The sequence below is a fragment of the Blastopirellula marina genome (genome assembly GCF_002967715.1).
In the GTDB taxonomy this organism is placed as follows: domain Bacteria; phylum Planctomycetota; class Planctomycetia; order Pirellulales; family Pirellulaceae; genus Bremerella; species Bremerella marina_B.
Window position 1 is genome coordinate 172790 of sequence record NZ_PUIA01000035.1, and the last position, 20321, is coordinate 193110.

The following is a 20321-nucleotide window of genomic DNA, read 5'->3' on the forward strand; positions in this document are numbered from 1 at the left end:
GCTCAATCGTTCGACTGCATCGCGCTGGCCTTTACACGCCGGTGAGCGCCGGCGAAGAACGACTTATGTACTTCCAACAGTCGGGCCAGTTCCGTGACAGGCTGCTCGTGATCGTCCACGCGCAGGTCGATGTAACGATCGTTCCCACCGTATCCAGCCCCTTGCCGATAAACCATCAGAGCAGCCGATTGCTTGCCGCGGCGGTCTCCACCGGCATCGTCGCCGGCAACCAGCGCAGCCATCAACCAGTCGGCCAGTTCACCTTCCCCTTTCTGACTTGCTTCACGGTACCTGGCGGCCATGTCCTGAACGACCTTTTCGCCGGCGAGCAAGTTCCCTTGCACGGTGAAGTGCTCACCCACAATATGCCCCGCCCAGGCATTGCACTGGTCGCCGGTAAAACTTGCCGCACGGCCCTGCGCGTCGACGATTCCCAACTGGCGAATGGCGCGCCCTTCGTCGCCGCTGGTCAGTAGCTGCACTACCTCTTCGGCCGACTTCTCCTTAAGCAGTTCTAACCCCTCAGGCCCATACGCCGTGTTGGCAGCCGACTGCGTGGCGATCGCCCCACGTCCAGCTTGCCCCCAAGGGACGATACACCCCACACCCAGTACCTTGCTGGCAACGGCAATTCCTAATTCGCCTGTCGTGGGATCGTACGCGACAATCGAAAATGTATTGACTTCTGGCATCGCATCCAGAGCAGGCGTCGCCGCCGGGCGCTGTTTCTCGGCCTGGGAAACGAACAGCACACCTGCCACCAGTAGCAGAACCGCGAACATGGACAATATTCTGAGAGATTTCATTGTGGCTCGTCCAGCGAAAACATGTTTGGCACTTCGTCTGACTTCGATCCGATATATAGGTTGAATTATCTTAACTGTTGGCCGAGCCGGCAATGTTTCTCGGTAGGCCCCATCCGCTGGGCGTACTTCTGGAAGTGAAATTCCAGGTAGAATCAACCATAAGAAACGCGATCCCCCATTCCCCAATCGATAAACGAGCACGCACTTGATTTTTCGTTTCTGTCTGTACGGCTTTCTGAAGAATCAGCGCTATTTCGCGCCGTTCTGGATTCTAGCGTTCCTGGATAAGGGGCTCTCGTTTGCCATGATCGGTCTGCTGATTGGTTTTCGCGAAGTCAGCGTTGCCCTGCTCGAAATTCCCACCGGAGCCGTGGCCGACACCGTTGGCAGGCGTTGGGCCATGATCTTGTCGCACGTCGCTTATGTGGCGGCCTTCCTGACGTTCGGCTTTTCCACGTCGATCGTGGCATTGTTTGTCGCCATGTTCGCCTTCGCGGTTGGCGAGGCCTTCCGCACCGGAACGCACAAGGCAATCATTTTTGCCTGGCTGAAAAGCCAAGGGCGTGAAAAGGAAAAAACCCACGTCTACGGCATCACCCGCAGTTGGTCGCAGATGGGCTCGGCCATTTCCGTTGTTGCCGCGGCGGTGCTTGTCTTCTGGCTGGAAGACTACTCCGTGATTTTCTGGGTCAGTGCGATTCCCGCTGCCTTGAATATCGTTAACTTTCTCAGTTACCCCAAGTCGCTCGATTTCCCGACAGACAAGAAGCCTGATCGCGCAGGCACAATGTTGCTTTTATGGCAAGCGACGCTGCAGTGCTTCACTTCCCAAAACCTTCGACGACCGATCACCGAATCGATGGCCTACGAAGGAATGTACGGAGCGAGCAAAGACTACCTTCAGCCATTGATCCAGAATATTGCCCTGGCATTGCCCTTGTTTGCTGCCTGGGAGACGACCCAGCGAACGGCCATTTTAATCGCCGCGGTTTATGCCGTGTTGTACGTGCTGGGAAGCTTCGCATCCCGCTACTCTGGACCAATTACCTTGGCCCTGGGCAACGAGCTGAAAGCTTCACGTTACCTGTGGGCAGCCTATGGAGCGGCGTTCGTACTGCTGCTCGTCGCGACGATAACCACCTGGACCGGACTGGCAATCGTAAGCTTCGTGGTACTGGCCGTCATGCAGAACATCTGGCGTCCCATCTTAATTGGACGTGTCGCCGATCAGGCCGACGAACACGCCATGGCCACGGTTCTGAGTGTAGAATCGCAGGCCAAGTCCATCGGCATCGCCGTGATCGCCCCCATCCTTGGCCTGGCCGTCGACCAGATGCCCGCCGATTATCAGTTCACGCCGATTGCCCTCTTGGGGATAGCCATCACGATGGTCGCGTTGCTGTCGCCATCCGAAACGGTCGCCTCACCAGTGGCCGACGAAAACCAAGAGCCCCACGCCCCCAGCTAATCCACACGCATCACTTTGCCCCCTGTAAAAAACCGGGCATTTACTGCCCCAGCGGCTTCATGCCCGAAGAAACAATCCCCCAGGTATGGTCTGAAAGGCTTATCGTCGTTAGACTTACACATTCGACACCCGAAAAGAGGGAGAGCCTGCCAGAACGAATTAAGATTCCCAGGCGATCCTCTCAACTGCCTCGGGTGTCAAACGAGGTGTCAGAGCAGTTTTGAGCCGAAATCAACACAGGCCACAAATCACTTCTCTGCAACACTTTGGGCCAGTAGCTCAGTTGGTTAGAGCAGGGGACTCATAATCCCTTGGTCGCGGGTTCAAGTCCTGCCTGGCCTACCTTTTTATTTTTCGCAGCTTCGCTATATTTCGTTTTGGCTCGTGTTTCTGGGGCTTTCCGCTCCCTTGGGTCAAACTTCTGCGAATCGCTGCGATGGTTGGCGTGCACTGACTGCGCCGGATTCTGCGCCGCTTTTTTGGCCCCCTTTAATGCCTTAGCGAAGTGGTCGTCGGTTATTCGCGGTGAACGTCGCCCCAATTAGTGGGCATCATTAACTTCTTGCACGGTCTCGCATCCTTAAGTACGTCGCACTAAGTCATCCAGTCAGAGCACAATGCTTCCGCCTGTTCCAAGACGAGCTTTGTAGCCTCGTCTTGCAGGTCAGGCGGATAGCCGTATTTCCGGAGAATCCGTCGAACAAAGACACGGATCTTGGCCCGCGCGGATACCCGGTGCTGCCAGTCGATGGTCACGCTACCTCGAACCTTAGTAACCAGCTCAGCCGCAATCACTTTCAACTCGTCGACTCCCATCGCGTCGACGGCACTTTCACTCTGAGCCAGGGCGTCATAGAAGCAGATTTCGTCGTTGCTGAGACCTAGCTCTTCCCCTCGGTTTTTCGCCTTTTGCATTTCCTTGGCAAGCTCAATCAGCTCTTCGATCACTTCCTGCGTGGCTATTGCCCGGTTGTGGTATCCGTTGAGCGTCTGCTGAAGCTTCTCGCTGAAAAGGCGGGATTGCACTACATTTCGCCGCGACTGCTCTTTGATCTCATCCTTCAAGAGCTTTTGTAAAAGCTCGGCGGCGACGTTCTTATGCTTCAGGCCTTTGACCTCTGCGAGAAACTCGTCGGACAGAATCGAGATGTCAGGCTTCTTCAGGCCGGCAGCAGTGAAGACGTCGATAACTTGGTCGTCGGCCGAAACGGCTTTGGAAACCAATTGCCGCACAGCGTGCTCGATTTCCTCTGGTGACTTGCGTTCACCAACCGGTTTCACCAATGCCGAACGGATGGCCTGAAAGAAGGCGATGTCATCACGGATTCGCATTGCTTCTTCGTGGGAAGCACACAACGCAAAGGCCTGGGATAGCTGCGTGACCGCTTGGGAGAATCGCGACTTACCCTCCTCTTGCTGTAACACATGCTCTTGGCCGGCAGGAATAAGTTTGATTCGCTCCGAAGCCGTGCCAGTCGTCCATTTCGACCAGTCGAAGCCGTGCATCATATCGCAGCAGACTTCATATTTTTCGAGCATCACGGCAACGGCTGCTGCCGTATCGATCGATGGGCTGCCTTTGCCTCCGCTTTCGGTATAGGTGGCCAGGGCCTGTTTGAGTTGATCGGCCAAGCCCAGGTAATCTACCACCAGGCCGCCCGGCTTATCTTTGAACACACGATTCACTCGGGCGATGGCCTGCATGAGTCCGTGCCCCCGCATCGGCTTGTCGACATACATCGTATGCATGCAGGGAGCATCGAAACCCGTCAGCCACATGTCGCGAACGATAACGATCCGAAACGGGTCCTTCGGATTCTTGAACCGTGTCGCCAGTTCCTTTCGCCGGCGTTTGGTGCGGATGTGCTGCTGCCAGTCGACCGGATCGCTGGCCGAGCCTGTCATGATAATTTTGACGGCCGTGTCCTGCTGGCCCTCGACTTCTTCGTCGTGCTTTTGGCTCGCCCAATCGGGACGAAGCTTGATGATTTCGTTGTACAGGTCGACACAGATTCGCCGGCTCATGCAGACGATCATCGCCTTGCCGTCCATTGCTTCCAGGCGTTTTTCGAAGTGGTCGACCATATCCTCGGCCACCACCTTCAAACGCTTCTCGGTACCGACCAAAGCTTCCAGGGCGGCCCACTTGGTTTTGATTTTCTCGCGGGTATCTTGTTCTTGCCCCTCGGTGATTTCGTCGAACTCGGAGTCGATCTTGGGCAGCTCGGCTTCACTCAGCGAGAGCTTGGCCACTCGGCTTTCGTAGTAGATGGGCACCGTCGCTTTATCGCGGACGGCCCGCTGGATGTCGTAGACAGAAACATAATCACCAAACACGGCCCGGGTGTTGGCGTCGTTCTGCTCGATGGGCGTTCCGGTAAAACCGATGAACGACGCGTTGGGCATCGCATCACGCATGTTGCGAGCCAGACCATCAATCAGGTCGTATTGGCTGCGGTGAGCTTCGTCGGCAACGACAACGATATTCCGCCGATCCGATAGCAGCGGCATCCGATCCCCTTTTTCATCGGGGCGGAACTTTTGGATCGTGGTGAACACAACACCGCCACTGGCAACCTGCAAGAGCTGCTTCAGGTGGGCGATATCCTCAGCTTGAATTGGTTTCTGCCGCAGCAACTCGTAGCAGCGGTGGAACTGGCCAAATAGCTGGTCGTCCAGGTCGTTTCGGTCGGTCAGAACCACCAGCGTTGGGTTGTTCATCGCAGGGTGAACGACGACCCGGCCGGCGAAGAACAGCATCGAAAAGCTTTTGCCCGATCCTTGCGTATGCCAGACAACGCCGGCGCGTTGGTCCCCTTCAGGACGCGAAGCGGCAATCGTCGAATCGAGAGCCTGGTTCACAGCGTGGAACTGGTGATAGCCGGCGATGATCTTGGTGATTCGATCGCTATCGGTGTCTTCCTCGAAAACGATGAAATGCTGCAGCAGATCGAGAAACCGGTCTGGCGCGAAGATTCCCTTGATCAGCACTTCCAACTCAAGCTGGGCCGCAGCTGACTGGCCGTCGTCGTCGATGTCGCGCCACACCTTGAACCATTCGCTGCTGGCGGTCAGCGAGCCGAGCCGGGCTTGAAGGCCGTCTGATACGACCATCAACTCGTTGTAGTGAAATAGCGATGGGATCTGGTGCTTGTAGGTTTCTAGTTGGCTAAAGGCTGTCCAGATCGTCGCGTCTTCATCGGCGGCGTTCTTCAGTTCGATGATCGCCAGCGGCAGGCCGTTGAGAAACACCAACAGGTCGGGCCGACGATCGTGGTGGTTTTCGACCACGGTCATTTGGTTGACGACCAGCCAGTCGTTCTCGAAAGGATCGTCCCCGTAGTCGACCAGCCGTACATGATCGCCGGCAATCGAGCCATCCTCCCGGGCATACTCGACTTCCACGCCGTCTCGCAGCATCTTGTGGAAGCGCCGGTTGATGCCGACCAGTGAAGGAGACTCCGGCCGTAGCACCTTACGCAAGGCGTCCTCTTTGGCTTCCTCAGGAATGGTAGGGTTTAGGCGATCGATCGCATCCCTAAGTCGATCCACCAGGACGACATCGGCAAACGAATCTCGCTCGGCCGCCGGCTCGCCTGGGGCAATGTCAGGGCCGTTCACCACGGCATAGCCGATTTCTTCAAACCAGCTTTGGGCGGCCTGTTCGACGGTGGATTCATTGAAGGTTGACATGGGACCGCGCTAGGTAGGGAGCGAATCAGGATCAGTTGTTGGGGCCTCGGCAAGTTCCGGAGGAAGCGTAGTCTGCAGGAGCTTGACCTTCGGAAAGAACACTTGGTGGAGACGATCGAGTTTGACTCGCAGCCACTCGAAGTACTCCAGCCAGCGGGCATTGTCGTTCAGGTCAACCGTCGTTCGCAAATAAGCACGGCAAGTCTGCCTGTTTTCGGGATTGTACCAGAGCAGCTTTTCGCCGACTTCGGCTTCAAGCTTGTCTCTCATGGCCTCAAGCTGGGCGAAATAGATTTTGGCGTATTCATCGGTCAGTTCAAGCTCCGCTCTCAGTTCGTGCTTCTCATAACTCTGGGCCGCACTGTCGTAGTGCGAGACGATCGCATTGAGCTTGAAGCCACTACGGCCGACCGAGATATTCATCCAATGCTGGGGTAGCGGCTTCGTAGTTTTGAAGCTTGCCCCGTGTTCTTCGACATACTCGACAAATCCGGTCCAGAACTCCACCTGGCGTTCCTTCGCGGGTGTCATTGATTGTTCCTGGGCTGCCTTGGCACCACGCGAAACACTCTTGGTCCAATCATTGGGAGAACTGATGACATTGAACTTGGGGGCAATCGCTGATTGGCCAATCCGCCACAGTTCCACTTGTAAGCCAAAGAAGCGAATTTCCTCGCTGGTTACTTTATTCAGCCAGTCGAGAGCTGCCCGGTGTTCTTCGGTGAATCGTTGGGAGATCCACACGATCGTGACCGAATTCAAGCCGGCAGCGTAGGTGATGAGTTGCCCCAGATGCGTGTGATCGGTCCGTTCCAATTGGTTTTCGATCAAAACCCATTGGTCGTTGGCTGTATCCTTACACAGGATATCAGCGCGAAACGGACCGACGCTTTTCTCTTGGGCCTCGACTTCCAGTTCGATTCCAATCGTCTCGCCCAGTAGCTGGATATTTTCTTCTTCAGCCAGCCAGGGGGTAAAGTCGCCGGCTTCTGAGAGCCAAGCTTCCCGGAGTTGGACTGGTTCAAGCCGTCCAAGTGGATGTTTGATGGGCATTGAATTGCCGTTTTTTCAGGGACAGGATACTAGTTGTTGACGAGGCATTGTCTAAGCAACCGCTTCGACAATTGGTTTCAGTGAATGCATTGTGCCATCGTTGTCGAGGGCTTTAGGATTGCCGCAGTAGACTTCCATTAATGCAGTAGCAAGTTTTTCTGGTTTAACATCATGCTCTTCCTGAACTCGGTGTAGTAGTCGTGCAAGTTGAAACTTGAAAAGCCAGCAGCGGATGGAACGAGGCGATGGATTCAAGCAGTCGCCTGAAGCAAAGTGATGGTTAAGGATTTTGCGAAGGGCCTGCTCATCTCTCTCGTTGTAAACCGAAGCGTTCTTGGGATTTAATATGTAGAACGTCAGATTTCCTTCTGGTTCTTTCGGTTGCTCGTCAAGTGCCTTTTGTTGGTCACTACGAACGTCGACTCCTTCTCGTGTTGACTTGCCTTCGTACTTGGAAGAGTCGGGTTCCGATCCTTCCTTAATAAACGCATCAACTAAATCTCCGACATTGCTCGGAACAAGAGTTGGCAGGCGATAATAGCACAGGAAAAGCTTTTCAATGTGTTCTCGGGCGAGACGTTGAATCTCCGAATTACTTGACGGCGAGTTGTTGTCGACTTGCACGAGTTTCTCGTATTTCTTGACAATTGCTCTTTTAAGTATTTCCTCTTCGATCAACATCACAACTTGTACTCGTTCATGGAGTCTTGGGTCGTCGAGCACGACTTTCAGGCTTTCAACAATACTTAGCAGGTCATCAGCGTCACAACGGTCAAGATCATCAACGACTATCATTACCTTTGAGGTCTTGGAAATGCCCGCTCGAATCGACCAGCACAAAACAGAAACAGCGAAACACCAAATGACAAACGGTGGAAGGAAGTACTGCCATTGCGGGAGTGCGAAGTTCAATTCAACTCCGACTAGTACAAGCACAAACGGAAGCAAAACAATCAGCGAAAATACACCGGACACTATAAGGATTTTGTTAAACGCGGAGTCAAATAGCTTCTTTTCCTCGTCAGTCGGTAACCAACCACGAAATACGTTGACGATTTCCTCACCGATCAACCCCTGTACACCAAGTTTCTCGTCATGTTTATTGAGCGCTAGATATTCAGAATTAAGTGCGCGTAAAAAAGAAGCCCCACCCATGTAGAAATTGACGAGAACAACACATCCCAGAATCCCGACGGCATTAAAGATTGTCAGCGCATAGTTAAGGTAAATCGCACCTAGCGGCAAAATGGCCAATCCCAGGGCAACTATGAGCCAAACTAGCTGCCAATAACCATGCCTCATTACGCCAATTCTCATTCGCAAGCCTAGGCCACCTAACCAGTTTTCGCTCCCGAGTCTGTCACGAATTACTTCATAGAGGTAGACCCAGAGTTCTGGCGTTTTTCTAAATCGCCAAGCACTAAATGATATGACTGAATAGCCATTATCCTCCAATTGCGCAGTGACGAATCGCATCAAAAATGATTTGCCGCGACCCCATGGCCCAAAGATTGCGAAGAACAGGTCTTTCTCGACGCTTGCAAAAAATGTTGCAAGTGCATGAGCGCATCCTCTGATATTTAAACATGCTGAATCATCGCTTGCCTCGCGACGAACAGAAAGCATGTGTCCAGTAATCGAACCTGGCTTAGGTGGCGATACCGTTCCTTCGGCCGAAAACTTTATGGCTCCAATCGATGCAGACATTTCGCCTGACGCGGGTTCAGGGGTTACCTTTACACTGTCTGTTCGCGATGCGTCTTGGTTCTCCTCATCTTCTGAATCACGAGTTGAGTTTGGTGAAGATTGCCCAGGTCCGGCTCCGCTGATAAACATCGGTGAACCAGCGGACAACTCTTTCGGCGGATTCTGCCTGGATGTGTCGGGTTCAATTGCTGGAGCTGGCGGAGAGGTATTCCGAGGTGAAACTGCATTAGGATCGCCTGCCGGTGGCGGGTTGGGACGCTCCACTTCGTCCTGCTGCTCAGTTCTCCCCGTAAGCTCTTCAATCGAGATATTAAAGTGTCTTGCGAGGGTGGCCAAAATGTCCGTCCGGCCGAGGAAAGGGCTCGTTTCTAGTGACGAAATATCTCGCTGATGTACGCCAAGTTTTACCGCCAATTCTTTCTGAGAAAGATTATGCGATTCTCGTAGTGCACGTATTCGCCTTCCAAGTTCGGTTGTGTTGTCGTTGCTCATCCCGGATCTCGTAGATTGGCCGTCTCTTGGATTTAGATTGCTTTTGAGTTAGGTGAATCAGTGAAAGCTGAATGTCTATATCACATTGTCACTGTGGACTGTTTCTGCATCCGATACTCGTACTTCGCCGGAAAGGAGTTTGGGCAGAAGGGTATCGCGGGTGTTCGCGAGAGCAATTGATTGTTTCTCTAAGGAGTCGATCTGATTAAGGATTTGAGTCAAGATCTCATGAAAACGATGCTGGATCTCAAGCGACGGAATAAGCACACGCACCTTTCGGAGTTCACTTTGTCTAATTCCAACTACAGTCGTTCCTGTTGCACGTGAATCCAGGTCAAACTGTGATTCTTCCGAAGACAACCAATAGTACAGATACGCTGGCGTACAAACACTTGGGTTGGCACGTATTCCGTACAGCCGTTGGCTTAAGCAGATCCGCGAATCAGTCGCAAGGTAATAAAGTTCTCCGAGAGGCGCTTCTGATGTCATAAGAATGTCGCCAGCTTGAAGCTCGTCCTTCATCCATCGAGCGTAAAGATCTTCGTCTACAAATTTGAATGTGTCAGGACGAATCAGCCTTCCATCCTTGATGTTCTTTGCCGAGACTGCGGGAATGCCAGTTTGCGACCAGTCGCTACCGAGCTTCTTGGGTGTCTTGCCGCGGTGGTCAATGATGAGAGACGTACATTCATCAATCGTAGAGAAAGTCCACCCCTCCGGAATCAACTCCCCATCCACATGCACCATCTTATCGGGGAACAATGCCGCCACTTCCGGGGAGAGGCCGGGCGGTTGGCGGCCGTCCATCTTGGCGCGGACCGGGTCGAAATCGACAAACCAACTCTTGAACAACGCCCGGGCCATCGACTCTAGCGTCTCATTCATCCGCCGGTTGAGTTCGATCTTGTCGTCCAGCGTCCCGAGAATGTTGGCGATGGCTTTTTGTTCGGGGAGTGGGGGAAGCGCAAACGGAATGGCTTCCATTATTTTTGTATTGAGATTCGGCATCGTCGCGCCAACGGCGTGACGTACGATCCACTGACGAACAGATGGGTGTCCAAGATAGAAAGAAGCGAATAGCGGATCAACTACGCCTTTCCCAAGGCGTACCTTGAGACATCCAGTTCCACAGAACCAGCCATTCTCATCGTCGCGAACCAAGGCCCGACGCTCGACGTCTCCGCGGCGACTGTAGATTATATCGCCAGGTATGACACGATGCTTCTTAAGTCTCTCTGCGTCGGCTTCCGTGATTCGAGCAATGTTGTCCTCAACGAGGCGATTGTCTCCGATATTGACTGGCATGATCGCGGGAACGCCAACGGGCACGTAGTCGGAAGCGTGCAACTGACTGCCGAACGGACCTGTTTGTATATTTCCGCCGCCACGAGAACAGACTTCACCAAGAGTAATAAACTCCCAGTGATCGGGACCGATTCCAATGGTTGGGTCGTAGTTCATAATTGGAGTTTCAAAGAGTGCTGCACAACGTGGTACATTCGAATGTCATCGAGACTAATCGTATTTCATTCAGGTGAAGCAATCGCTTGAATCGCATCAACAACCCCAGTCACCGTCAAATCCTCTAACCCACCCCGAACAAACTCGGCAAGTGCCCCCGGCTGATCATCCTCCACCAGCAACCAAGCCAATGGCTTGCAAAGATGGACGACACGCCACGTCGATTCTTCCGGAGCAGGTATCTGCCAGGCAGGGTTTCGGCTTTGTAAGGCTTCCAGGTGGTCGGATACCACGGCGCGAACCTGAGTGCTGATCGAGGCGCTGGGTTGTACTTCGATCCAGACCTTGGCCTGATCTTGGTGAATGCCTGCCCAGAGGATTAGCTCGGCGGCCGGTTTGCTTTTGCCGTTTTCCTTCAAATAGCCATAGACGACGCTGCGGACGCTGGGCCGGAAAAGTGCCTTTTGGTGGGTCTGCTTAAAGAGCGTGATGCCTGATTCATCGAAGATCTGAAGCACCGGCGACACCAGGTTGTGGATACGCTTGGCACAAGCATTCCCCTGCTGGGCGTAGGCTCGGATCAGGGCGAGGTCTTCGATGTCGATGCGATGTTCGGTCATTTCGCTTGGGTCCTGAAGGTATTTCAAAACAAAGCCCAGGAGGTGCTCGGCAAGTAGCTGCTCTTCGGCCGGCAAGGACTTGTCTGCCAATTGCTGCTCGATCCAACCGCCCAGATCGGTCCAGCGGAGACAATGCCAGCGAGGCTTCAGCTTGCCGGCCTCGATCAGTTCGTTCACTTTCTGCGTGTAGGATGGCATCGCCAGAACGAGACCCGCCTTGCGATCGGCAGTTACGTTTTGAGCTTCCAGCCAGCGGTCGTAGTTTTCGAGTTGCGTGACCGATTCGGTGATCACTTCGACCGGCTCGTCCTCTTCGTCGTACGACTCGTGCGACGAATGATGAATGCCGGCCTGCACTTTGATTTCGATGGTCCATAACAGAACGGGCGTCTGCGATTCATCCTCGGAGCGATACCCGACGATCCGTAGGTCGTCTCGTTTGCCGCCGACGGCCTGCTCGGTCTCGATTTCGTAGACGAGCTTATCGAGAGGAAGAACCTTCCAGTCGCATAGGGCCGCCCACTGCTGAAAGATGTGATGGCGAAGCGTGGGGCAGTTCAGCAGGACCGAGCACAGCATCTCCGCACACCGCGTCTCCCGCATGGGCCGGTTGGGGGCCAGCGGATTGCGGATGATCCGAGCGAACAGGTTGGCCGATGCGTCCGGTATATGGACGTTCAGCTTCACCGGTTTGGGTGGCGGATAGATGGGGATGAATGGCCTGGTGATGGTGCTTTTCCTTGGTCAGTTAGCTTGGAAAGACATGTCCAAAACGTGGACATGTCCGCTGAATATGTCCACGTTTTCTTGAAATGGGGACACGTTTGGTCATTTGCTGGGGGCTTCGACATGTTTTTCGGATAGGTCGATGATTTCGACCTATTGGATCAACGTGTCGATGAAATGCCAATATATCGACATATTTCTACTGCATGTCGATATCGTCGACATTTCCCTTTTTCAGGATTTCGAGGAGGGCCGGATTGCGGTAAATCGTTTCCCTGCCTACCTTTTCGCTGGTTAGTATGCCGGCCTTTTCCATCTCTTTAAGGTAATCCGCGGCCGTTTGCCGCTTGGCCAGGCCGCGATCGACGACGAACTTCGCTTTGCAGTACGGCTGCTCGAAGATCAGTTCGATCAGCTCTTTGCTGTAGACACGGTTGGGGAGCTTCTCGCGGGCCTGATCGCACGTTTGGTCGAATAGTTGGCGGATGGCCTGGATGCGGGCCGTGGTCCAGCGGGCCGTTTGCGTGACGCCGTCGAGCATGTACAACAGCCACGGCTCCCACTCTTGGGTTTCGGTCACGGCGAGCAGGCCGGCGTAGTAGCCTTGCTTGTTTTGGATGATGAAGCGGCTGAGGTAGAGGACAGGTATCTCAAGCAGGCCACGATCGACCAGCAGCAGCAAGTTAAGGATGCGGCCTGTGCGTCCGTTGCCGTCCTCGAACGGATGGATGGCCTCGAACTGATAATGGGCGATCGCCATCTGGACGAGGGGATCGAGATCGGACGGCGCGGTAAGGAACGTTTCCAGGTTTTCGAGCTTCTGCTGAATGACGGCCTGGGAAAGTGGCGGCGTGTAGATGACATCCTTGGTGGCGGGATTGGTCAGCCTGACGAGCTTGTCGCTGCGGAAAGGCATCTCTTCCCCTTTCAGGTTCGAGCAGATCTGCTGCAACACCGAAAGTTGAAAGGGGCCTTGCTGAAGGAGTTCACCCCCCAGCTTGAGCGCGGACCGATAGCGAAGGACCTCTTTGGTCATCGGATCGTCGGACGAGTCCTCGGTGCCGGCCGCGGCGCGGAACAGTTCGTCCTGGGTGGTGACGATGTTCTCGATTTCGGAACTCGACTGGGCTTCCTGAAGAGGAATCGAGTTGATGAGAATCGTTTGATTGGGAATGAGCCCTCCGGCCCCTTTCAGTTCTGCCAGGGCCGTATTGGCCGCGATGCAACTTTTGAGGACCGGCTTGGTTTCCAGTTCCCCTTTCGGCGGCAGCAGAGGAAGATCGTTGAACGGTTTGTTCGGATCATAGGCCATAGCCAAGTCCCTTCAGGTTCTTCTTGATCGCTTTTTCCAGCTTAGCCGATTCGGCGAACTGCTCCGACAGCTCCGCGGTGAGCCGCTGCATCTTTTCATCGAACGGCTCGTCGTCTTCCTCTAGTGCTTCGGCACCCACGTAGCGGCCCGGGGTAAGGACGTAGCCGTGTTCGGCGATTTCGTCCTTGGTGGCACTCTTACAGAAGCCAGGGATGTCTTCGTACTTCTTCAGCTTGCTTTTGGGGTTGGTGAACTTCAAGTCGCCGCGCCAGGCGTGGTAGGTGTCGGCGATCCGTTGGAGTTCTTCGTCGGTCAGTTCGCGGTGGACGCGGTCGATCAGTTGGCCTAGCTTGCGGGCATCGATGAAGAGGGTTTCGCCGGCTCGCTTGCGACGCGTTTTGTCCTTCTTGTTGCGAGCCAGAAACCAAAGGCAGACGGGGATCTGCGTGCTGTAGAACAACTGCCCTGGCAGAGCGACCATGCAGTCGACCAGGTCGGCTTCGACAATCGCCTTGCGGATTTCCCCTTCGCCTGACTGGTTACTGCTCATCGACCCGTTGGCCAGGACGAAGCCGGCGAAGCCCTCGGGAGAAAGGTGATGAATGAAGTGCTGCACCCAGGCAAAGTTGGCGTTCCCTTTGGGCGGCACGCCATACTTCCAGCGGACGTCCTCGTCGCTGCGGTGCCAGTCGGAATCGTTGAAGGGAGGATTGGCCAGCACGTAGTCGGCTTTCAGGTCTTTGTGTAGGTCTCGGCGGAAGGTGTCGGCGTTCTCGGGGCCGATGTCCCCTTCGATGCCGCGAATGGCCAGGTTCATCAGGGCCAAGCGGCGCGTGGTGGGGTTGGACTCTTGCCCATAGACGGCGATATCGCCGATGCGTCCGCCGTGCTCTTCGACGAACTTCTCGCTTTGCACGAACATGCCGGCACTGCCGCAGCACGGATCGTAGACGCGTCCCTTGTACGGGGCGAGCATTTCGACCAGCACGCGAACGACACAGCGAGGCGTATAGAACTGGCCTCCCTTTTTGCCTTCGGCGCTGGCGAACTCAGAAAGGAAGTATTCGTAAACCCGGCCGAGAATGTCCTTCGAGCGGTTCTCGGCATCTCCCAGGCCAATGGTGCCGACCAGGTCGATCAGTTCCCCCAGCCGCTGCTTGTCGAGGGTCGGCCGGGCAAAGTCCTTGGGCAGCACCCCTTTCAGCCGCGGGTTGTCCTTTTCGATGGCCACCATGGCATCGTCGATCAGCTTACCAATGGTGGGCTGCTTGGCGTTATCCTGCAACTTCTTCCAACGAGCTTCCGGCGGAACCCAGAAACAGTTCTCGGCCCGGTATTCGTCGGGATCTTCGGGATCGGCCCCGTCGTACTCACCTTCGCCAGCAATCAGCTTGGCGTGCATCTCCTCGAAGGCGTCGGAAATGTACTTGAGAAAGATGAGCCCGAGCACGACGTGCTTGTACTCGGCCGCATCCATGTTGTTGCGGAGCTTGTCGGCAGCGAGCCAGAGCTTGGATTCGAAGCCGATGTTTGCGGCACTGCCATTGGACTTCGTAGAAGACTTCTTCTTCGCCATGGGGAAAGTCGATTCCTTCGACATGTTGAGGGGACGCGACCATGGCCAGCGATGCCGGGCCGATTGATGCGAGGAGTTGCGTAATAGGCAGTTGAGAGTTTACCCGAGACTGGGGGGGATTCAAATACTGGGCTAGATAGGTGAGACCGAGAGACCAGGTGCCCTGATCCCGTCAGGGAGCGGAGATACTTCTGGGCCAAGACGGGGAGACGATTGAGTTTTTCCTAGGCGATGCAGATCAGCCAATCATGGGAACGATCAACCGTTCGGCAAATACGAACCACACCCCGAGACTGATGGGCGGCGTCGGTTTGCGAGATTGGTTCCAGGCGGAGTTCGCTGTGGGTGAGGAGATGGGGACAATTCCCTGGTATGAGCGGGGAGTGCGCCGGATTCTGCGCCGCCTAGTTCCGAAAGAACTGTATTCCTCGACCTTTCTTGCTGGGGTTCAAGTCCTGCCTGGCCTACTCTTTTTAATCCCGATCTTTGCCCGTCAGCAATTTGATTTGCGTATCTGAATTGCTTTCGAACCGTGATATAGCGTCATGCTTTTCTTACGTATTTAGGCGACGCGTTACTTCGATCGCGTGCGAAGTCGGTCTTCCAGGCCTAGTTCGATCGCCATGGCGTCTAGTTTTCGGCCGATTTGGCTGTTGGCTAGTTTCTGGGACTCTTTGGCTTTCTTTCGGAGGCCAGAGACGATGGCCTGGATTTCTTCGACCTTTTTCAGGCTCATAAACGACGCGCAGTCGTGCAGGACCTCGTAGACCTTGTAAAACTCCTGGGCTAAGGCCTCGATTTGCTCAGCATTCATCGTCTCGCTGCGATTGGCGATCTCTCGGCCCAAGCTATCTTTTTGCTCTGTGATCGAGGGCACGGTCTTGGTGGTTGCCCCTGTTTCCTTTTCCTTCGTGGCAGACATTTTGCTTTCGGCGGACGACTGGCCAGCGGCGGCGGAAGATTTCTTTTTTGGCGGCATTTTGGTTACTGCTTTCGGGGAAAGAGCTTGCGGCAATGCTTCACGCTATCTTACCTGCTTTCTTTCTGAAATATAGCCCATAAGTGTTTGACAAAGCGTCACGCTTTTTATATCCTAATTAAAGCGTCACACAAAGCGTCACGCTTTTAGGGCATGAGACCCCAAGCACCTCGGTTTTTAACCAGAGAGGACAAACCATGTAGTCGTTCATCAACCAACCTCAAATTCCTGAATCAACGGACATCGAGCGAAGGATCGCTCCTCACTCCAGCAGCCGAAACGGATGTTTCTGGGCCCCAGTGCGCCGGCTGCTTTTTTCATGCGCCGACCGCAAATGCAAAGGAACGTTATGACCGATGCCGTTGAAATTCCGTTCGAGCTCGACGATATCGACACGTCTCGCGGCTGTTTCTGGGCTCAGTTGGTGGTCCACGTCGAAGTGACAGGGCGGCATATTTTGTCCGCCGCGATTGTGCAGATCGACGTGCTTGACTTTGCCAACGACCTGACCGAGGCCGCCGATCTGCCGGCCGACGTGCTACCGGCGTGGCGAAATGAAATTGCCGCGGCCATTCTCGTCGGCGGGCTGCTCAGCGAAGAGCAACTGCTCGACGAGGCCATTGCCCAGGTTGAACAAGCAGTCTTCTCGCGTGAAGAGTCCTTTCGCGAAGAACTGGCCCGCGGCGGCCACTAAGGCGACCAGCCTGCGTTCCCTCAACTTCCACTTCATTTTCAAACTATTAGCGAAAAGCCACTCCCATGAGTTCCCGACAACCCTTGCAAAACGGCCAACAGGTCAAGTATCGCGAAGCGGCCCAGGTTTATCCGGCCACTGTCCGTAGCGACCTGGAAGACGATATCTACTGCCTGGATATCGTGCGTCACGGACGGTTCTCTTCCAGCATTCCTGTCCATCGGCTCGATGTCTATGCCGACGAAGACCTGCCGCACCTGATCGACGACCTCTTCGGCGTGTCCGAAGACGCGTTGGCCGAGATCCACAGCCTTTTGACGACGAATGCCTGCCTCTGCGATCGGCAGCCTGCGCATTCGGCCGAAAGTGATTAGCCACAGAGGACATCGAGTGCACGGAGAAAGAGAGTGGGGATGAACCACCGATTACACGGATGAACACGGATAAGAGTCAGACGAGAAAGGGTACCACGCCCAAGTCCGCTTGGGCGTGCCAGCCAGGTAACTGGCAACCATTACCGGTCGAGCCAGCAGCGTAAAACCGTTCCTTATTTCCCATCCGTTAAATCCGTGGTTCATCTTCTTCTTTCTGCTCGATGACCTCAGTGGCTAACTTCCTCCCTCCCAAGACAAGCGAAATGAGAACCACTTTAAAAACAGACCCACCCTGCGAAGCAGCGCCGGCCTGTCCGGAACTGTTTCAGGTCGTCATCCAGTGCGATGGCGAATTGCAACAACGTGAACTTTACGAAGAGATGCAGCAAAGAGGATTGTCATGCAAACTATTGATACTTTAGTCGAGTGCCCCGTGCCAGAATCGTTTCGCGTGCGGCAACTGGCCGGCATGTTCGATGTGCCGCTGGAAAACAAACTGACCCATAAGTTCCAGGTTCAACTCCCCAGTCTCGACGACGACTGGCAAATCGGCATGATCGTCGGCGACTCTGGCAGCGGCAAGTCGACCGTGGCCAAGGCCGCGTACGGCAAGCGTCTGGTTCAGCGGTTGAGTTGGAAACGCGATCAGGCGTTGATCGACGGCTTCCCTGCCGATATTCAAACGCGCACCATCACCCATACGTTGACGACGGTTGGCTTGAGTTCGCCGATTGCCTGGTGCCAGCCATACGGTCGCCTATCGACCGGTCAGCAGTTTCGCGCGGATGTCGCCCGCGGCATGCTTTCGCCTGGAAAGGTGATCGCGTTTGACGAGTTCACCAGCGTGGTCGACCGCGCGGCGGCTCGCTTTGGCTGCATGGCTTTGCGGCGGGCAATCGATCGTGGCCAGCTTTCCAAGAAGCTGGTGGCCGTAACATGCCATCGAGACGTGATCGATTGGCTGCGGCCTGATTGGGTGCTCGACATGAACGACGGCCAGTTGACGCGGAGGTGTCTTCGGCAAGGGCAGCTTGACCTTGCCATCCACCGCTGCAGCCGAGAACTTTGGCCCTTGTTTGCGCCGCATCACTATCTCGACGGGCAGTTGAATCCAGCGGCTCGCTGCTGGGTTGGCCTGGTCGAAGGAAAGCCAGCCGTCTTCGCGGCCACGCTGAACAATTTCCGCAAGCATCACCTGCGGGTATCGCGGCTGGTCACGCTGCCAACCTACCAGGGAGTTGGGCTCGGCGGACGCATGCTCGATGAACTCGCCGGGCTGTTAACCGAAGAGGGAGCCACCCACGTGAACATCAGCGGCAGCCATCCGGCCGTGATCGCCCATTGCAATCGTTCGACAAAGTGGCAGTTCAAAAAGCTGTTGAAGACCGGCCGCCAGCGCAGTGGCATGTACCGCGACAATCCTCACTGGAAAATCAGCACCGGCCGAGCCGTCGCGACCTTCCGTTACGCCAGTCCGGCAGAAGTTTGTTAGCCACCGAGGACACAGAGAGCACCAAGCAGGGAGTGAATGAACCACGGATTTCACGAATGCACACCGATAACGAACCGAGAAGAACGGGTGCCGCGTCCAAGTCCGCTTGGGCGTGCCAGCCAGGCACCAGGTACCCAACTCTATTCCTATCCGTGTTCATCCGTGAAATCCGTGGTCATTCCTTCTTCTTTCTTCCCACCGTGTCCTCTGTGAAGTCTGCGGCTAATCCCCATTCATCCATCACCAAGTAAGGAAACCACCATGCGAAACTACACCAACACGCCCCAGCAGGTTCACGCGATCGAAGATGCGTTTGCCGACGGCATGAGCCTGCGGACGATCGTTCGCAAGTTTCACATTGGCTGCCAAACGGCCCGGAAAATCCGCGACGGCGTCCACCCACTGCAGAACGAAAACCTGAGCTACCAGCGCTGCCCCGGCTGCGGCGGAAAGGTGATCATGCCGTGCGTGCTGTGCCGCGTGCGGAAGATGATGGACGAAGAGCGGACCATCAGGCTGAACCTGTGGGATCGCCGGCAGGAAGTGCATACCACAGGCTGGCGTTAACAACGAGTCAGACAAGTCCACGACAGCACCTCAGTCCAGCGAAACCACATCGCCTGCTGAACGCGTTATCAGCGCGTTCAACGATTCCTGGTCGATCGTCTCTGGCAGAAAGCGGACCGAGCCATCGGCCAGGCCGACGTTGGCTCCGCTGGCGTGAAAGCTGTAGATGCCGTTGGAATTGCTTTCGTTGATTGTTTGCTCGTGCCATAAGATCAGCCACCAAAAGTGCGTGCTGATGCCCCAGGCAGCCTGGTGATGATCCATGCCGCTGTTCGGAACCTCGTAGGGATAGACATCCACCGGCTTGCTTCTGCGATACCAGTCTGGGCGACCGGCACGTTCGGCAACCAGCAGCGTATTCGACTGGCCATCGCTCAGGTCGCGCAGTCGCGCCTTGCGATAGGCATTCTTTGCTGGTAGCGGACTGTACGATCGCGGTTCCCCCCAGGCACCAAACTTGACGTGCTGCAAATCGATGGTCCCCGACGGCTTGTACGAAACACCTCCGATCACCTCGTAGTCGCTGCGTGCGGCCGTGCCGATGATCTGCTGCGAAAGCGTGTCAGCGACTGCCGGCGGACCGTAGATATCTGGCACGAAGCGGCTGGCAGGTATCGAGGAGGGGCACAAAAAGATCGGCACTTCCACGTTTAGCGCGGCTTGATTGGCGGGATCGGTCGCGAACAGGGATCGGTCCAACTGATCGTTGAGGGACGTTTGTTCGATCTGCGGCAAGAGCGCCGATCGCCAACTATGGAAGTGGAACTCATCCGTGATCGCACGCGGCTGAGGGTACGCCGTGTTGTTGTACAGCGACGGTAACGCCCCCTTGGCTGATTCATGATTGGCGATGCCCTGCACGATCTGCCGCAGATGGTTCTGACAAGTTAGCTTCCGGCCTGACTCGCGAGCGGCCTGTACCGCCGGCAGCAGAATCGCCAGCAGTAGCCCCAAGATACCCAGCACCACTAGCGTTTCGACCAGGGAAATTCCTCGCCGGCTGCCAATCATTGGATTGAATCGCACCAAGGTATTGTTCCCGCCCAAACCGATCCATCAAAACGAACACTCCACATCGTAACAAACGTATGCACAAGCCGCGAATCAATTGTCACATATATCGTCAGTCTTCCATGTCATCACGAAAGAACCTCATGACTCATCGAATCGCCCCATTGCCCCTCCTTCGCCCCGAAGCGATGCCACACTCATTTAAAGGTTTCAACCTCCATGTGCTTACTCTAAAATACCTCTGGCAAGAAGCCTGCTGCCGTTCGGCTTCTGCTGCTGGTCGATTCTTT

At 55.1% G+C, this 20321-nt stretch carries 16 protein-coding genes and 1 tRNA gene; 7 read left to right on the top strand and 10 right to left on the bottom strand.

Annotated features, from left to right (window positions below):
- Positions 1-2: 2 nt before the first annotated feature.
- Positions 3-782, bottom strand: a complete 780-nt coding sequence (locus tag C5Y96_RS10550; RefSeq protein ID WP_199188678.1) for a DUF1028 domain-containing protein — start codon at positions 780-782, stop codon at positions 3-5.
- Between the two features lie 229 nt (positions 783-1011).
- On the opposite strand from C5Y96_RS10550, the gene C5Y96_RS10555 reads away from it, so the two are divergent.
- Together C5Y96_RS10555 and C5Y96_RS10560 are read left to right on the top strand one after the other, a co-directional pair.
- Positions 1012-2274 carry an MFS transporter gene (locus C5Y96_RS10555; RefSeq protein WP_105352906.1) on the top strand — a complete coding sequence of 421 codons (1263 nt, stop codon included), beginning with the start codon at positions 1012-1014 and terminating at the stop codon, positions 2272-2274.
- A 268-nt stretch (positions 2275-2542) separates the two neighbouring features.
- Positions 2543-2616 (top strand) — tRNA-Ile (locus tag C5Y96_RS10560).
- A gap of 252 nt (positions 2617-2868) precedes the next feature.
- On the opposite strand, the gene C5Y96_RS10565 is transcribed toward C5Y96_RS10560, so the two are convergent.
- From C5Y96_RS10565 to C5Y96_RS10600, 7 genes are all read right to left on the bottom strand, one after another.
- Positions 2869-5967: a type I restriction endonuclease subunit R gene (locus tag C5Y96_RS10565; protein ID WP_105352908.1), complete on the bottom strand. Its 3099-nt coding sequence runs from the start codon at positions 5965-5967 to the stop codon at positions 2869-2871.
- Between the two features lie 9 nt (positions 5968-5976).
- Entirely contained in the window at positions 5977-7020 is a 1044-nt protein-coding gene (locus C5Y96_RS10570) for a DUF4268 domain-containing protein (RefSeq protein ID WP_105352910.1), read from the bottom strand.
- A gap of 51 nt (positions 7021-7071) precedes the next feature.
- Entirely contained in the window at positions 7072-9219 is a 2148-nt protein-coding gene (locus tag C5Y96_RS10575; protein WP_105352912.1) for a P-loop NTPase fold protein, read from the bottom strand.
- Positions 9220-9294: 75 nt separating this feature from the next.
- Positions 9295-10680, bottom strand: coding sequence for a restriction endonuclease subunit S (locus tag C5Y96_RS10580; RefSeq protein WP_105352914.1), 1386 nt, complete (start codon positions 10678-10680; stop codon positions 9295-9297).
- Between the two features lie 65 nt (positions 10681-10745).
- Positions 10746-11987 (bottom strand): hypothetical protein, encoded by a 1242-nt coding sequence (locus C5Y96_RS10585; protein WP_146115607.1) that lies wholly within the window; start codon positions 11985-11987, stop codon positions 10746-10748.
- Positions 11988-12225: 238 nt separating this feature from the next.
- Complete coding sequence (locus C5Y96_RS10595; protein ID WP_105352920.1) at positions 12226-13338, bottom strand: Fic family protein; 1113 nt, start codon at positions 13336-13338, stop codon at positions 12226-12228.
- On the bottom strand, positions 13328-14914 hold the full coding sequence (locus C5Y96_RS10600; RefSeq protein ID WP_105352922.1) for a type I restriction-modification system subunit M: 1587 nt from the start codon (positions 14912-14914) through the stop codon (positions 13328-13330). Before C5Y96_RS10600 ends, C5Y96_RS10595 begins: the two co-directional genes overlap by 11 nt.
- A 248-nt stretch (positions 14915-15162) precedes the next feature.
- On the opposite strand from C5Y96_RS10600, the gene C5Y96_RS10605 reads away from it, so the two are divergent.
- Complete coding sequence (locus C5Y96_RS10605) at positions 15163-15432, top strand: hypothetical protein (protein ID WP_146115608.1); 270 nt, start codon at positions 15163-15165, stop codon at positions 15430-15432.
- 56 nt (positions 15433-15488) lie between these two features.
- Here C5Y96_RS10605 and C5Y96_RS10610 read toward each other — a convergent pair whose 3' ends face one another.
- Positions 15489-15893 carry a hypothetical protein gene (locus tag C5Y96_RS10610; RefSeq protein WP_105352926.1) on the bottom strand — a complete coding sequence of 135 codons (405 nt, stop codon included), beginning with the start codon at positions 15891-15893 and terminating at the stop codon, positions 15489-15491.
- 349 nt (positions 15894-16242) lie between these two features.
- Here C5Y96_RS10610 and C5Y96_RS10615 point away from each other — a divergent pair, with 349 nt between their 5' ends.
- The 4 genes from C5Y96_RS10615 (at position 16243) to C5Y96_RS10630 (ending at position 19020) form a co-directional block, all read left to right on the top strand.
- Positions 16243-16587, top strand: coding sequence for a hypothetical protein (locus tag C5Y96_RS10615; RefSeq protein WP_105352928.1), 345 nt, complete (start codon positions 16243-16245; stop codon positions 16585-16587).
- Positions 16588-16652: 65 nt separating this feature from the next.
- Positions 16653-16961: a hypothetical protein gene (locus tag C5Y96_RS10620; RefSeq protein ID WP_105352930.1), complete on the top strand. Its 309-nt coding sequence runs from the start codon at positions 16653-16655 to the stop codon at positions 16959-16961.
- A gap of 400 nt (positions 16962-17361) precedes the next feature.
- Positions 17362-18453, top strand: a complete 1092-nt coding sequence (locus C5Y96_RS10625) for a GNAT family N-acetyltransferase (RefSeq protein WP_114322172.1) — start codon at positions 17362-17364, stop codon at positions 18451-18453.
- 261 nt (positions 18454-18714) lie between these two features.
- Positions 18715-19020: a hypothetical protein gene (locus tag C5Y96_RS10630; RefSeq protein ID WP_105352934.1), complete on the top strand. Its 306-nt coding sequence runs from the start codon at positions 18715-18717 to the stop codon at positions 19018-19020.
- A gap of 30 nt (positions 19021-19050) precedes the next feature.
- Here C5Y96_RS10630 and C5Y96_RS10635 read toward each other — a convergent pair whose 3' ends face one another.
- Positions 19051-20046, bottom strand: a complete 996-nt coding sequence (locus tag C5Y96_RS10635; protein WP_146115609.1) for a DUF1559 domain-containing protein — start codon at positions 20044-20046, stop codon at positions 19051-19053.
- Positions 20047-20321: the final 275 nt, after the last annotated feature.

What these genes read in the sequence shown, in the direction of transcription:
- C5Y96_RS10550 (WP_199188678.1), bottom strand. Translation starts at nt 782, where the DNA reads ATGTTCGCGGTTCTGCTACTGGTGGCAGGTGTGCTGTTCGTTTCCCAG.
- C5Y96_RS10565 (WP_105352908.1), bottom strand. Translation starts at nt 5,967, where the DNA reads ATGTCAACCTTCAATGAATCCACCGTCGAACAGGCCGCCCAAAGCTGG.
- C5Y96_RS10570 (WP_105352910.1), bottom strand. Translation starts at nt 7,020, where the DNA reads ATGCCCATCAAACATCCACTTGGACGGCTTGAACCAGTCCAACTCCGG.
- C5Y96_RS10575 (WP_105352912.1), bottom strand. Translation starts at nt 9,219, where the DNA reads ATGAGCAACGACAACACAACCGAACTTGGAAGGCGAATACGTGCACTA.
- C5Y96_RS10580 (WP_105352914.1), bottom strand. Translation starts at nt 10,680, where the DNA reads ATGAACTACGACCCAACCATTGGAATCGGTCCCGATCACTGGGAGTTT.
- C5Y96_RS10595 (WP_105352920.1), bottom strand. Translation starts at nt 13,338, where the DNA reads ATGGCCTATGATCCGAACAAACCGTTCAACGATCTTCCTCTGCTGCCG.
- C5Y96_RS10600 (WP_105352922.1), bottom strand. Translation starts at nt 14,914, where the DNA reads ATGGCGAAGAAGAAGTCTTCTACGAAGTCCAATGGCAGTGCCGCAAAC.
- C5Y96_RS10605 (WP_146115608.1), top strand. Translation starts at nt 15,163, where the DNA reads ATGGGAACGATCAACCGTTCGGCAAATACGAACCACACCCCGAGACTG.
- C5Y96_RS10610 (WP_105352926.1), bottom strand. Translation starts at nt 15,893, where the DNA reads ATGCCGCCAAAAAAGAAATCTTCCGCCGCCGCTGGCCAGTCGTCCGCC.
- C5Y96_RS10615 (WP_105352928.1), top strand. Translation starts at nt 16,243, where the DNA reads ATGACCGATGCCGTTGAAATTCCGTTCGAGCTCGACGATATCGACACG.
- C5Y96_RS10620 (WP_105352930.1), top strand. Translation starts at nt 16,653, where the DNA reads ATGAGTTCCCGACAACCCTTGCAAAACGGCCAACAGGTCAAGTATCGC.
- C5Y96_RS10625 (WP_114322172.1), top strand. Translation starts at nt 17,362, where the DNA reads ATGCAAACTATTGATACTTTAGTCGAGTGCCCCGTGCCAGAATCGTTT.
- C5Y96_RS10630 (WP_105352934.1), top strand. Translation starts at nt 18,715, where the DNA reads ATGCGAAACTACACCAACACGCCCCAGCAGGTTCACGCGATCGAAGAT.